This is a genomic window from Hyphomicrobium sp. (genome assembly GCF_036262015.1).
In the GTDB taxonomy this organism is placed as follows: Bacteria; Pseudomonadota; Alphaproteobacteria; order Rhizobiales; family Hyphomicrobiaceae; genus Hyphomicrobium_C.
In genome coordinates this window covers 798,111-811,267 of sequence record NZ_DATAJR010000008.1, presented here as the reverse complement: position 1 = coordinate 811,267, position 13,157 = coordinate 798,111, and the positions used below count along the sequence as shown (strand labels likewise).

10 protein-coding genes and 1 tRNA gene are annotated in these 13,157 nt (G+C 61.8%); 2 read left to right on the top strand and 9 right to left on the bottom strand.

The genetic code is table 11. From position 1 onward, the window contains the following. Positions 1–20: 20 nt before the first annotated feature. Positions 21–112 (bottom strand) — tRNA-Ser (locus VHO05_RS12320). Positions 113–317: 205 nt separating this feature from the next. Here VHO05_RS12320 and VHO05_RS12315 point away from each other — a divergent pair. Continuing rightward, positions 318–965, top strand: a complete 648-nt coding sequence (locus VHO05_RS12315; RefSeq protein WP_329646871.1) for a hypothetical protein — start codon at positions 318–320, stop codon at positions 963–965. 709 nt (positions 966–1,674) lie between these two features. Here VHO05_RS12315 and VHO05_RS12310 read toward each other — a convergent pair. The 6 genes from VHO05_RS12310 to uvrC all read right to left on the bottom strand — a co-directional run bounded on the left by VHO05_RS12310 (position 1,675) and on the right by uvrC (position 8,347). After that, complete coding sequence (locus VHO05_RS12310; RefSeq protein ID WP_329646870.1) at positions 1,675–3,042, bottom strand: N-acetylmuramoyl-L-alanine amidase; 1,368 nt, start codon at positions 3,040–3,042, stop codon at positions 1,675–1,677. Between the two features lie 214 nt (positions 3,043–3,256). After that, entirely contained in the window at positions 3,257–3,730 is a 474-nt protein-coding gene (locus VHO05_RS12305; RefSeq protein ID WP_329646869.1) for a molybdenum cofactor biosynthesis protein MoaE, read from the bottom strand. Between the two features lie 6 nt (positions 3,731–3,736). Beyond that, positions 3,737–4,000, bottom strand: a complete 264-nt coding sequence (gene moaD, locus VHO05_RS12300; RefSeq protein WP_329646868.1) for a molybdopterin converting factor subunit 1 — start codon at positions 3,998–4,000, stop codon at positions 3,737–3,739. A gap of 47 nt (positions 4,001–4,047) precedes the next feature. Further along, positions 4,048–4,638, bottom strand: a complete 591-nt coding sequence (pgsA, locus tag VHO05_RS12295; protein ID WP_329646867.1) for a CDP-diacylglycerol--glycerol-3-phosphate 3-phosphatidyltransferase — start codon at positions 4,636–4,638, stop codon at positions 4,048–4,050. A gap of 324 nt (positions 4,639–4,962) precedes the next feature. After that, positions 4,963–6,057: an NAD(P)-dependent methylenetetrahydromethanopterin dehydrogenase gene (locus tag VHO05_RS12290; protein ID WP_329646866.1), complete on the bottom strand. Its 1,095-nt coding sequence runs from the start codon at positions 6,055–6,057 to the stop codon at positions 4,963–4,965. A gap of 250 nt (positions 6,058–6,307) precedes the next feature. After that, positions 6,308–8,347 carry an excinuclease ABC subunit UvrC gene (uvrC, locus tag VHO05_RS12285; RefSeq protein WP_329646865.1) on the bottom strand — a complete coding sequence of 680 codons (2,040 nt, stop codon included), beginning with the start codon at positions 8,345–8,347 and terminating at the stop codon, positions 6,308–6,310. A gap of 192 nt (positions 8,348–8,539) precedes the next feature. Between uvrC and VHO05_RS12280 the strand changes: the two genes are divergently transcribed. Next, on the top strand, positions 8,540–9,514 hold the full coding sequence (locus tag VHO05_RS12280; RefSeq protein WP_329646864.1) for a hypothetical protein: 975 nt from the start codon (positions 8,540–8,542) through the stop codon (positions 9,512–9,514). A 3-nt stretch (positions 9,515–9,517) separates the two neighbouring features. On the opposite strand, the gene VHO05_RS12275 is transcribed toward VHO05_RS12280, so the two are convergent. Together VHO05_RS12275 and VHO05_RS12270 are read right to left on the bottom strand one after the other, a co-directional pair. Beyond that, positions 9,518–11,134, bottom strand: a complete 1,617-nt coding sequence (locus VHO05_RS12275) for a hypothetical protein (RefSeq protein WP_329646863.1) — start codon at positions 11,132–11,134, stop codon at positions 9,518–9,520. Between the two features lie 49 nt (positions 11,135–11,183). Continuing rightward, the gene (locus VHO05_RS12270; RefSeq protein WP_329646862.1) at positions 11,184–12,497 is read right to left on the bottom strand and encodes a glucosaminidase domain-containing protein; all 1,314 of its coding nucleotides are present in this window, start codon (positions 12,495–12,497) and stop codon (positions 11,184–11,186) included. Positions 12,498–13,157 lie beyond the last annotated feature (660 nt).

The following is a 13,157-nucleotide window of genomic DNA, read 5'->3' as shown; positions in this document are numbered from 1 at the left end:
TGGATTAGGCTGTAGCGTTATGGCGGAGACGAGGGGATTCGAACCCCTGATACCCTTTAGGGGGTATAACGATTTAGCAAACCGCCGCCTTCAGCCTCTCGGCCACGTCTCCGGAACGCGCGAAGCACCTCGTATAGATGCGGGGTTGCCCGTTGGCAAGCGTACTACGCGCTGCCACGCGAATGCCGCATAGTCCCGCGATTTGTAAAAGTTACCTTCATTGGTTTGTGGCCAGCCTTATGCTATGGCTGTCTGAGCCGAAAAACTGCGAAAACAGGCGCTTTTGAGCGTCGGCAGTTCGGGGGGAGTTCGAGTATATGAGGGCACGAGGAAGCATCCTCGCAGGCATCTGCTTCGGGCTAGGTTTCACGCATGGAGCCGCCGCGCTCGAGTATTGCGTGACGTGCGAAGGCCCGCCCGCAATGTACCGCTGCATCGTCGCAGGCACGGAAGACGGCCCCGGCAAAGACCCCACGGTTTCCCTCTATTGCATTTCTCAAATGGCCAAGCAGGGCCGCCACGCGAGTTGTGCCGTCTCTAAGGGCGCACCCTTTCCCTGTCCCGGCCTGACAGCCATTATCGAAGCCAAGACGCATCCGGCGCTGGCCTCTCCGCCCGCCGATTCACCCCCGGTTGACGCCGCCGCCACGACCGAACCGGCACACGGCGCCGCCCCGCATCCCCAAGAAACAGCGAAACCTACAGCAGAGCAGCCCACCAAAGTCCCACGCACAATGGAGGAACTGGCAGGCCAGACCGTCAAGTCCTCGCAAGAGGGACTGCAGAAGGCTGGCGAGACGATCGGCGGAACGGCCAAGAAGGCTGGCGAGCAGATCGGACATGCTGGCAATGCGATCGGCAACGCGGCTTCCCAGACCTGGACTTGCATAACCTCCCTCTTCAGCTCTTGCAGTGGCAACGAAGCCGAAGCTGAACCGCCGCCTGGCGAGCCGCATCGGAACTGAGTCACCGCCGCCACGGCATGCAATTTATTGAATCTAATTTAACCGCGACAAGCTTCGTTTCATCCGAATCGCTTAACTTGCAGGGCGTGGGGGAAGATTTGCCTCGCCGGACGCCTGAGCATTGGCCGCTCGCGCGTTCGCATTTTGGGTGCATGCGTCAGAGCCTTGGGACCGGCGTCCTTGAGATCTCTGAGCCATTATGACCGATTGGCTGGTCGTCGAGCCCAGCGGAACGTGTGGCAGTCCCGGACGGAGCTGCCAGAGGGAACGTTCCCTGGGTGCGCAATGCACCGAAGAAGTCCGTCTAGGACCGCCGTGTCCGCTCCAACCCCGTCAACGCCGTCGTCGTCTCGCTCCGCCAACCCTGGCAGAGGGAGAGGTGTGTCGCGGCTGTCGTCGGCCCATTCGCTCGGAGCCTGGTCACGGCACCAACTCGAAGATGGAGTGCACTATGCTGAAGCACCTTCGTCATTGGTCCACCGACGCGTCCCGACCAAGGAGCGCCGCTCATTTCAATGAGCTTCGGCACGATATCGAATGGAAACTTGTACTCCTATGGCGACTTAAACCTCCGCATCCTCCAAGTAGAGCTTAACTGGGCCTCGCCGGCAGGGGGTGCGACCTGAAGCCGGCCACAAATTTCGAAGGCCGGTCCCGCAAGGGACCGGCCTTCCTGTTTTCGGATCCTTAGAAAGCGTCGGCGCGCGAACTACATCGGAAGACGTGCGATCTGGTTCCCGAAGTAGTTCTCGACCGCCGTGAGAATCGATTCAGAAACCTTGTCGCGCCACGTATCGGAGCGCAAAAGCTCGGCGTCTTCCTTGTTGGTCACGTAGGCAAGCTCGATGAGCACCGAGGGGAATTGCGCGGTCTTGAGAACGCGGAAGGCGGCCTGCTGATCCGGCTTGGCGCGGAGTTCCGTGCTCGCTCCCATGTACTCGATGACCGAACGAGTGAAGACGCTCGTCCGCTCCTGCGTGGCATCCACCTCACGCCCCGCAAGATCGGCAAGGATGCCCTTCACCGCAGAGAGATCGTCGTCGATGCTCGCCTTCTTCATCGTATCGACCTCGTCCTTGGTCAGGACGGCGCCCTTCACATCACCCTTGGCAGAGCGTTGCAGCGCATTGGCGACGGACTCGCGCAACGAATAGATGGTCGCGCCGCGAGCCTTCGAGTTGCCGCCCGCGTAATCGGCGTGAACGGCGATGAACAAGTTTGCTTTGTGCTGCTCGGCATAGTCGACGCGCTTGTCGAGCTCTACGAAAACATCCGTGTCACGCGTCATCAGCACTTTGTAGCGGCCGGTCTTCTCAAGTTTCTCTTTGAGCTTGAGACTGAACGCGAGCACGACATCCTTCTCGACCGTACCGTTCTTCATGGCGCCAGAGTCGTGGCCGCCGTGCCCCGGATCGATGACGATAATCGGCTTGAACGCTCGCGCAGCCGCTTCATCGGGGCGCAGCGCCCGCATCGGCAGCGGGGGCTGAACGTCGATGGCGCCGAGCGACGACAGAGATACTTTTTGGATCGGCTTCTTCTCGGCCTGCTTCGCAGAAGCGACCGGCACGATGTCCAGAGAGAGGCGATGCCCCTTCCCGTCTTCCGACGGTACGATCTCGGCACCTTCGACTACGACGGGACGAATGACCTCGATGACCACCCGAGACTTACCCGGGGCGGAGCGTCCGGAGTAAAACGATCGCACAAGGCCGACGGCGATGTTCTCTTCCGGCTGCGGGGGAAGCCGGAGCGCCGTCTCGGCAACGTCGACGATCACCCGATTGGGATTGGAGAGCGAGAAGACCTGGAATTCTACCTGCTTGGGAAGGCCGATCAGGAACCGCGTGCGCGTGATGTCACCGCCGAGCGTGGCTTCGGGGGTAGGGCCGACTGCGGGTTTGGCTTTCGCAGCTGCGCCAATCGAGCCGGTGACCTTCACCGGGCCCTTTGATTTTTCCGCCGACGGCGCAGGCGTCGCGTCTCCATCCGCCGCGGAGACCGCGAGCGGGAAAGAGAGCGCCAAGAGCGCGCAGCAGAGCTGCAGCGCAATGCGCCGCAAGTGTCCATTCGTCATCGTTGTGTGACCCCCGTCTACGCAACTCGGTCCATTGGCGGGACAGTCATTAAATAACCAGAGATGATGGCGTTTTGCAGGACGACATCGGGCAATGTTATGGAACGATAAAGGTTAACGAAGTCCTAATCGCCGACTCGAGATCGAACGACAAATAGGGAATAAAATAGAAAATTCAGATAGATAGAGATCTTACCTAATAACCGGCTTACGGTTACTTTTGTGTTGCCGATGCTGCGGCCCAGCGGGCCAAAGCCGCCCCATCACACTCGCGCGCGTCGACCCAGTGCTCCGTTCCGTCGGAAAAGGATTCCTTCTTCCAGAACGGTGCCCGAGACTTGAGGTAGTCCATGAGGAACTCGGCCGCCTCGAAGGCCGCCTGCCGGTGCGCAGACGCCGTCACGACCAACACAATCGGATCGCCGGGCCGCAGCTCGCCCACCCGATGAATGATGGTCGAGCCCTCGAGCTCGAACCTCTGCTGCGCCTCGTCCTCGATGCGTCCGAGCTCGGCTTCGGTCATGCCCGGATAGTGCTCGAGCGTCAGCGATTGGAGGACCTTGCCGTCCGCGACACCCCTGACGAAACCGGTGAAGGTGACGACACCCCCAACGTCGGAACGGCCACCCGTCAACGCCCGGACTTCTGCCGCCGCGTCGAATACCTCGCGCTGGACTCTGACAGCCATGCCTGCTCAGCCGCCCGTGACAGGGGGGAAGAAGGCCACTTCGCGCGCGCCCTTGATAGAATGGCCCGGCTTTACATGAACCTGATCGACCGCCGCCCGCACGACGTCAGCGCGCTGGAATGCCGCCCCGTACTCTGGTCCGCGAGCCTTGAGCCAAGCTACAAGCTCGCCCACGGTCGCGATCCCGGCAGGAATTTCCAGGCATTCCTCGGCCCGCCCGACCTTCTCGCGAACCCACGCGAAATAGCGCACGGTTAGGCGCTGTTCCACAGAAGCATCCTTCGCAGTTTCCAAAATCGTCCCGCTCGACACGGCTCTTATCCTTCTATGGCGTGGCGGATGCCAGCCTTGAGATAGTCATAGCCGGTCCAAAGCGTAAGGACTGCTGCGAGCCAAAGCAGCGCGATCCCGGCCGTCGTCGTGCCAGGGACGATACGGTCTCCGGCCGGACCCGCAAGAAGGAACGCCAGCGAGACCATTTGGGCCGCGGTCTTCCACTTGGCCAACGCCGTCACATGGACCTTGACGTTGAGCTCGGCCAGAAATTCGCGCAGCCCGGAAACCAGGATTTCGCGGCACAGGATGACGATGGCCGCGCACACGGACCAGCCGTCGATCGTCCGGTCATGCACCAGCATGATGAGCACCGCGCCGACAATGAGCTTGTCGGCAATGGGATCGAGCATCCGGCCCAGCGTGGACTGCTGCTCGAGGCGCCGGGCAAGGTAGCCATCGAGCCAGTCCGTGATGGCCGCTCCGACGAAGAGCCAGAACGCCGCCCAGCGCCCGGCTTCCCCCTCGATCAGCATCAGGCACGCCACCAGCGCGGGTACGGCGGCAATACGCGCGTACGTCAGCACATTCGGTAAGTTCGTCGCGTGGGGGCGGCTGGGAATAGGCGGATCCATCGGTCTAGCTAACACCATTGGCCCGCACGTCAGTCAATGGGGTAAGGCAAGCGGCACGACGGCAGTTGAGCAAATTGCAAGAACCTAATGCGCCAAAAGCACTATTAGACTTGTCCACAGGCAAGTATTGGGGCAATGGGAAGAAAAGAGCGCCCCGAGCGTTCTTGTAACGGATACGTCAAGCAGCCGACTTATGTATCGCGTCGTCGACTGCTGGTCGTCAGCGCCTCGAGTGTACCCGCGTATTTGGAATCAGGCGCCAATAGAGCGGAGCATGAGTGATGAACTCGTGCTCCGCTCAATTATTTTGAGAAATGCTGTCAGTTAAACCGCCGGCTTCGCGCCGCGTTTGGTCCGACCCGTCCCGGATACGATCTCTCGCGCCAGCACGAACGCATCCCGGAAGTCGAGGTCGAGGGGTTGCTTCGCCGAGAGCATCCGGCGGAAGAGCCCGGCCTGTGTCTTGTACTTCACGTCGCCGATAGCGAGCGCGCCAACGCCCAGCGTGCTGCATCCTGGGAGCGGCGCCCCATCCATAAAGAGATCCATCCCCTCGATGCCGTAGGGCTGGACCGCATTAACATCCGCGGCAACCATCAAGTTCGGCGCCTGGGCCAACTGCTTGCGCGAGATGATGTTCACGCCTGCGGGGCCGGCCGTGAAGATCACATCCGAAGTGCGCAGCAGCTTGCTCTTGAGCGCGTCCGTCTGACCGCCAACCGGTTCGAGCGAGACATTGAAATGATCTGCGGCGTACTCAGCCGAAGCCTGAAGCGGTTCCATCGCATCATGCGCGACGATCCGCACATGCGCGCCTTCATTGGCGGCTATCACGGCCGAAGAAAATCCAACAACGCCCATTGCGCCGAAAACCGACACACGAAGGCCTTTCAGGCTTCGCGAAAAGTTGCGATTGAGCGCGCGCTCGACGCAGGCCACCATCGCGGCCGCAGTCGTGAATGACCCGCCTGGATCGGCGAAAACGGAAACCTCGAACGGGGGCACCATGGCGCGGCGCGCGACATTCATCATGTCGAGCGCGAGCGTGATGTCCTTCCCGCCGATGAAAATCCCCGTCGAGGCCTTCGGCGGCCGCGAGAAGATGGCATCCTGCACCAGAGCAGCCACATCACCGGCCGCAACGTTGTCGTAAGGCAGCACGACCTTGTAACCGGAATCGACCGCCATATTACAGTCGAACGGGCTCATGAATTTCTGAGGCGAAAGCATATAGAGAATAGGAAGAGAACCCGCCGCCTTCTCTTTGCTCTTCGCCTTTGCCCGCGCCGGTGTTTTTGCTTTCTTTTTGGGAGGCGAAACTGAGGGCGACTTCGTTTCGGTCCGGCGCCGTGTTTTTTCCGATGATGGCGCACGCTCCAACTGGCCGACGCCCGAGGCCACATCCTCACTCAAACGCATGACAAATTTCCTTAAGACTTTGATTGGGCAGGCACGCACAGCAGCCAGCTAAACTCGCCTCCGGCAGTCGGCGCAGTCAATTCGTCGCACCAGCCGGCTCTGACTATGGCAGTCGATAGTTGAGAAAGAATTTGAAAATTAGCCGGGAAAAATTTCTTTCCAGCAATCAGCCTGCGGCAAATGTTCAACAAATATCAGAAAGAACCGCGAATTTGCTCGGGGCAACAGTTAAGCTCAGCACGCTGCTGTTTCAGACGCGCCGCTCGTGAAAGAAATCATAAATCTTTCGAGCCATTTCGGCCGAGATCCCTTCGACCGCGACCAGGTCCTCGACGCCGGCTCGAGACACCGCCTTCGCCGAACCGAAGTGCTTCAGCAACGCGCGCTTGCGCGTGGGCCCGATGCCGGGGATCTCGTCCAGCGGATTGACGCCAAGCGCCTTTGCACGCTTGGCCCGGTGCGTGCCGATGGCAAAGCGATGCGCCTCGTCCCGGAGCCGCTGCACAAAATAAAGCACCGGATCGCGTGGCTCGAGCATGAAAGGGGGCTGGCCGGGAATATGAAAATGCTCGCGCCCCGCGTCGCGATCCGGCCCCTTCGCAACACCGACGACCGGAATCTGTCCGAGCTCGAGTTTCGCCAAAACCTCGCGCGCAACCGAGAGCTGCCCCGCCCCGCCATCGACGAGAACCAGATCCGGCCGATCCGGCAACGCGTCCGACAGCGTGCCGTCATCACCCAAAGCTTCCGGCGCGCTGTCCCCCTCAAGCGGCGCAGCATCAGTCTCACTGACGTGCTCCCAGAGCGCATCCGCCGCTGTATCTGCGGGGGCCTCAGCCTCGTTCTCCGCAAGCCTCCGGAAGCGGCGTTCGAGCACTTCCCGCATCATCGCGTAGTCATCGCCTGGGGTGAGCCCCTCCGAGCGAATGTTGAACTTGCGGTAGGCGCTCTTCGCAAAACCTTCAGGCCCCGCGACGATCATCGCGCCGACGGCGTTCGTGCCCATGATGTGGCTGTTGTCGAACACATCCACGCGCCGCGGCGCACGCGGCAAACCGAACCGCTCGCCCAGCGCCGCTAGCAGAATCCGCTGCGAGGATGTCTCTGCGAGCTTGCGGCCAAGCGCTTCGCGCGCGTTGGTCAGCGCGTGTTCGACCAATCCAGACTTGATCCCGCGTTGCGGCACGCGGATCTCGACTTTCCGGTCTGCCTTGATGCAGAGCGCTTCCTCGAGCAGCGCGTGATTGGCGATGTCATACGAGAGCAGGATCAGACGCGGCACGGGCTTGTCGTCGTAGAACTGCGCAATGAAGCTATCGAGAACTTCCTCGACGGGCATCGCCCGATCGGCCTTTGGATAGTAGGCGCGGTTACCCCAGTTCTGTCCGACGCGGAAGAAGAACACCTGGATACAGGTCTGCCCGCCCTCCTGGAACGCCGCGAACACGTCCGCTTCTTCCACGCCCTCGGGATTGATCGCCTGCTCGGCCGTCACGTGGGCGAGCGCCCACAGGCGATTGCGCAACTTCGCCGCCCGCTCGAATTCGAGCTTCTCCGCTGCCTCTTCCATGAGCCGCTGGTACATTTCGCGCACCGACTGGCTCTCTCCCTTGAGAAACCGCAGCGCTTCCTCGACTAGCGCGCCGTAGTCTTCGAGACTGATTTCTCCGGTGCAAGGCGCCGAGCAGCGCTTGATTTGGTGCAGCAGGCAGGGGCGCGTACGGCTTTCGAACACGCTGTCCGAGCACGAGCGCAGCAGGAAGGCGCGCTCCAGCATGTTGATCGTGCGATTGACGGCGCCGGCCGACGCGAACGGTCCGAAATACTCGCCCTTGATGGTGCGCGCGCCGCGATGTTTCAGAATCTGCGGCGCCCCCTGGTCCCGCCGAATCAGAATGTAGGGAAACGACTTGTCGTCGCGCAGCGTGACGTTGAAGCGAGGCCGAAACCGCTTGATGAGGTTGGCTTCGAGCAGCAGAGCTTCCGCCTCGGTCCGCACCGTCACGAACTCCATCGACGCCGTCGACTGGATCATCCGCAACGTTCGGTTCGGCAGCCCTGCGAGGCGCGTGTAGTTCTGCACGCGCGCCTTGAGATTGCGGGCCTTGCCCACATAGATGACCTCGCCCCCGGTATCGAGCATGCGATACACGCCGGGGCCTGTGGAGAGCGTCTTGAGATAGGAGGCGATCACCTCTGGGCCGGTCGCAGGCGGACCGCCGGCGCGTTCACCGGCTTCAGCATGCCGGTCAGGCGCCGGAGCCTCGGCCTTGTCGTCAGTATTGGGCATGGCCGGAACATTGGCCGCGCGAACACCCCAGTCAAGCCCGGCCGGACGCCGGAACGATGGAATTCCTGCGGCGCATCGATCCAATTGGCCGCATCGCCACAAATCCGCCTAGGACTTTGCGGCCCTTGGCGCTGAGGAAACCTTCGCGAAATCCACGCTTCTCTTTGCCCGGCGCGTCCGGAGGAAAAGGCTATGCGAGCCCTGACAGCGTTTCTACTGGCGGCTGCCCTGGCAGTACTTCCCGCACTGGCCAAGGACAAGGCCAAGCGCGAGCCGCCGCCGATGGAGTTCAAGAAGCAAGAGCAGGTCCTCAAATGGATCAATGACTACCGCAAGGCACCTGAACCCGACCGTCTGCCGGAAGTCGTGCACGCCATGGGCGATCTCGGACTGTTCCGCGATCTTGAGAACGCCGGCGTCTACATCGGCTTTACGGCGGGTGTCCTCGGGGCCAACCCGGATCGCGCCGAGCGGCTCGTCGCGCGAATGTTCCCCATGCCGCCGGAAGATCAGGTCGTTCTCATTCGTGCAATCGCCTATTCGGGCTTAGACGACTGGAAAGGCCTGCTGCAGAAGTTCGTGGAGCGCATGCCTGCGCGCATGGTGCTGCTGCGCAAATATCTCTACGGCGACGGCAAGGCGCTGAAAGATCTCCCCATCACGGATGGTGGAGGCGGATACGTGCTCGATACCCTGTGGGGCTACTACTTCGCCACGGGAGATCGCGAACCCGCCCGCCGCATCGTCGGCGCGCTGGCCCTCTCCGAAGACAGAAACGACCTCGAGAAGCTGACCATCGGTTCGATGGCCAAGTGGACGCTCGCTACTAACGCCTCGCGCGAGAAGGAGCTGCTCGACATCCTGTCTGAGGAAATGAACACGCAGCCCGCCGAAGTGCGAAAGCCACTGCGCGAGGTGATCGAAGCCGCGGAAACGTTCGAGACCGGCAAGATCAAAAAGGACGCCCTCGCCGCTATCGACGAGCTGAAGACCAAGGGCTCCCTGAATTCCCGAAACTACAATTGGTGGGGACAGGTTGGACAGACGGCGCTGGCGCTCGGCTGCGTGGGCGCCGCGGCAGGCGGTGTTGTGGCAGCGGGAATCCCGTGCGTCGTCGGCGGCGCGCTCTCCTCCGCCGCGCTCAAGTACCTCGCACCAAATCAGTAGAGGCTACGGATCGGCCCGCTCACTCCGGCAAAGCGTGCGGGCCTTCGTCAAGGCCGCATCTCGCGTCGGGAAAGTTCCGAGCGCTTCGCCACCCGCCGGACGTGACGCGAGATAGCTCTTCGTCATATTATCTTCGAAGCCATCCAGAACCGAAAGCGCGACGTAATGCACGTCCGCGCCTTCCGCAGTCTTCACGAGCACCGTCGTATCGCCGCCGAATGTCGCCGTTTCAACTACGCACCGGCCCGGCTTGACGCCGAGACCCGATGGCGGATCGAACGCGGGCTTCTGCGGAGCTGGTGCGGCGGCAGGGACCGGTGTTCCGGCAGGAACCATCGCCACAGCATCAGGCTCTTGCGGCGCGACGGGCGGCCCAACAGCATTTGCCTCCGGCTCGGACCGGGCAATCGGCGGCACAGTCACGGATTGTGTTTTGACCGAACGGGTCTCAACAACGGCTAAGGGCGCAACAGCAGCGCCTCCATTCTCCGCAGACGTGGCGTTCTGAATCTGAGGCGCAGTATTGCTCGCCGGCACAATCGTCGCGTTGGCGAGACCGGCTGGCGGTGTGAACAGAGCAAAATGGGCTTCCGGCTCTTCCACCACTGGCCCGGCTGCGGCCTCCGTCGGTGTAACGACCGCCTGAGCCTTCGGCAGCGGTTCGGACTTCGGAGCAGCAGGCACAGCAATCGCACCTGCTTTCTTGTTGGTCACCGGAGCGGCAGCTACCGCCTTGGCGGTCTTCGCCCCTGTTCTTGAAGGAGCAGGTTGCTTATCGACCGCGCGCCCTGCATCAACGGGTGTTCCCCGCGGGCTGCGGGTCCAAACTGTGCGCACCGGCGAGTCCGCGTCGGCAACAACAGTTTCCTTCTCAGCCGCCGCGCGCGCGCTCCCGGTCTTGATGGGTGCGCGCTCCTGCTGCCACGGAAGAACTTCGGTCTCTTGCGGAGGCGCATTGCGTCCCTTGCAGTATTGCGAGCGATACTGCTCGGCCACCCATTCGATCGAGCCACCATACTTTGGATCAGCGGCCCAGCGCCGGGCAAGGTCGGAGAAGCGTACGGCCCGATTGAGCTCCCGCGATTTGGCGAGGATATGCTCTTGTTTGAGTTGCGTCCGCTGTGCGACCGGATTGGCGATTTGCTCTCCGGAATAGACGACGAGATGCTGGATCTGGCCCAGCACGCCCGTACTGACATCCGGGAAACGGTCGCCGGGCACGCCGCCACCGGTCGTCCCGATGCCCGCAAAGTTGTTCTGCTTCGGATCGACATCGCCCATGCGCCCGTTCGGCGCGCGGTAGGTCAGGAAGTTCGTCTCGATCGCCATCTGAAAGAAGGCATAGTCCCAGCGCACGCCCCACGCCTCGCCGTGCTGCTTGTAGAAGGTCGCGATGGTGCGGAAACGCGGATCGAGATTGCCGTTGCGCGTCTTGAGAAACGCCATAAGGCGGTCCGGCGTCACGCACGAGGGAACGGCGTTCTTCGGCGACAGACGGATCTCGGGAAGCGTCGGAGCAGCGAGCGCGGTTCCTTGCCCGAACGCAACCGCGACGCAAGCCGCCACAGCGGCGCGCCATGAACGGCTCGCAAAGGAAAGCCTGGAAAAGAATGCGATCATGGGCTGGTCCAATAGCTACGCGACGGGAAGCAGCGGACAAGTGTCCTGATCAGCCCTCGGGACAGAGTTCGAAGGCCTTCTCCAGGGCCTGCGATTGGCTCGAGAACTCACCAACCGACTGCCCGCCTTTCGCATAGGCATTGATGTACGCGTCAGCTTCGCGCTTCTCCGAGCCTTCGTTGACGTCGAGCACGGTGTAGTTGACGGTCTTGTCCTGCGACGCCTTGATGACGATCGCCTTGCTGCCGCCATAGCTTGCAGTCCAGACACGGCACTTGCCGGCCGGTGCAGCCTCCTTCTTCTCGACCTTCCCAGGCTTGCTGGCCTTCGTGCTCTCTCCAACAGCACCGCCGCCGGGCAACGCAGCCACTTCGATGGTCTTGTTAGCCGTCTTCGGGGAGCCGGCGTCCTTGTCCTTTTCAGGCGCGTGCGCTTCGACCGGAGCCTGATCGGCAGGCGCAGCATTGAGAACCTTTAGCGGCGGGCTCATCGATGCAGTCTGCGCCGGCACCTTGGCCTCGGCTGCGACCGCTGCAACGGCAGCGGCCCCCTTCGCGGGGAGCACGTCGTCCTTCGGTTCGGCACCAAGCGACGCACGCGTGGCGCCACCCTCTGCCTTGGCGGCTTCTACAGCACGACGCTGAGCCTCCTGGCCCGGCGTCTTGGATGCGACATCGGCCGACGCAGTTCTGACAGGCGTTCCACGGATTTCCGCGACGAGTTCGGGCTGCGGATCATCTTGTTTGCAGATGCCGTCGAAGAAGCGATCGGCAATAGCCTCGATGTCGACGGCATAGCGGCGGCTCGTCGGCGCCCATTGCTTGGCAAGCTGTGTGAACGTGATCGGGCCCGAAATTCCCTTCTGCCAGTTCGTGAGAACGCCCCACTCCTGGATATTGCGCGTCCGCTCCGCGACGGGGTTCTCGATCCGCTCGCCGGAATACATGACAAGATGCTCGAGGTGAGCCCGTGCGCCCGTCGAAATATCTGAGAAGCGTTCGCCGCGTGCCCCGCGCCCGGTGGCGCCGAGGCCCGCGAAATTGTTCTGGTCGGGCTTCACATCGCCGCCGTAGTTGAGATAGCCGGTCTCCAGCAGCATCTGGAAGAACGCGTAGTCCCAACGCACATTCAGCTCTTCGCCTTGGCGCATGTACGCGCTTGCGAGACCGTCGTATCGCGCATTGAGCTTCGGATTGCGCTCGCGGACGTAAGCCATCAACCGGCCGGGCGTCGCGCAGTCTACAACGTGGTTAGTCGCGCTGGTCTTGATCGGGGGCATGTCGGCCGCGGCGGCGGCGGGAAGCGCGAGAAGCGCGGCAACGAAAGCAACGCCCAAACGAGAAGACCTAGATCGGCAGGTCATGGGAACTCCCCAATTTTCTACGCGGCGCCGCACGCGCCCAACAATCCGAACCAACAGTTCGTAAACCCTTAAGCTTAAGAGGTGGTTTACGCGCGAATCGACGGACGACAGGTGAGCCCTACCCGTCGCCCAAGTTTGGGGCGCGAGTGGGGGCGGGAAAGGGAGGAATTGTGGCGCGGGCAGACGTAATCGCCGCGGAGACTAGGTCATGCCCTCAATTTCGGACCTGATCGTCACCTGCTGGAAGTGACGCCTCGCGCGACACGGTGAGCAAGGCCCATAAGCAGAAGTTGGCGCACTTCGCGAAGTGACCAATGTCGCGACGTTTCCTGAGAGGTAGGCACAAGTGAAACGAAAAGAAGCCTGCTTATCAACTCTGCCGCCTGGTTCATGATCGCGCCAAAGTCGGGCTGCCCTGCACGTCTTGAGGGCGCGCGCCCGCGCAGTGGAGGTAACTGGATTGCAAAAGCGTGACCATTGTCCGCAGCAATCGCGATGGTCATCGCCTGATTCTAAGCACAATGCGATGTTCAATGCCCTCTACAACTCAGAGGGATTCTCGAATGACATATCGATTTGCGCCGATAATTCTCGCTGCAATCATGGCGCATTTCTGGGCGTACCGCGTCGAGGCGGCGCCAATAAAGATTGCCGGTCATT

Coding starts and splice junctions, on each gene's coding strand:
- VHO05_RS12315 (WP_329646871.1), top strand. CDS start 318: ATGAGGGCACGAGGAAGCATCCTCGCAGGCATCTGCTTCGGGCTAGGT.
- VHO05_RS12280 (WP_329646864.1), top strand. CDS start 8,540: ATGCGAGCCCTGACAGCGTTTCTACTGGCGGCTGCCCTGGCAGTACTT.
- VHO05_RS12305 (WP_329646869.1), bottom strand. CDS start 3,730: ATGGCTGTCAGAGTCCAGCGCGAGGTATTCGACGCGGCGGCAGAAGTC.
- VHO05_RS12310 (WP_329646870.1), bottom strand. CDS start 3,042: ATGACGAATGGACACTTGCGGCGCATTGCGCTGCAGCTCTGCTGCGCG.
- uvrC (WP_329646865.1), bottom strand. CDS start 8,347: ATGCCCAATACTGACGACAAGGCCGAGGCTCCGGCGCCTGACCGGCAT.
- VHO05_RS12270 (WP_329646862.1), bottom strand. CDS start 12,497: ATGACCTGCCGATCTAGGTCTTCTCGTTTGGGCGTTGCTTTCGTTGCC.
- pgsA (WP_329646867.1), bottom strand. CDS start 4,638: ATGGATCCGCCTATTCCCAGCCGCCCCCACGCGACGAACTTACCGAAT.
- VHO05_RS12275 (WP_329646863.1), bottom strand. CDS start 11,134: ATGATCGCATTCTTTTCCAGGCTTTCCTTTGCGAGCCGTTCATGGCGC.
- VHO05_RS12290 (WP_329646866.1), bottom strand. CDS start 6,057: ATGCGTTTGAGTGAGGATGTGGCCTCGGGCGTCGGCCAGTTGGAGCGT.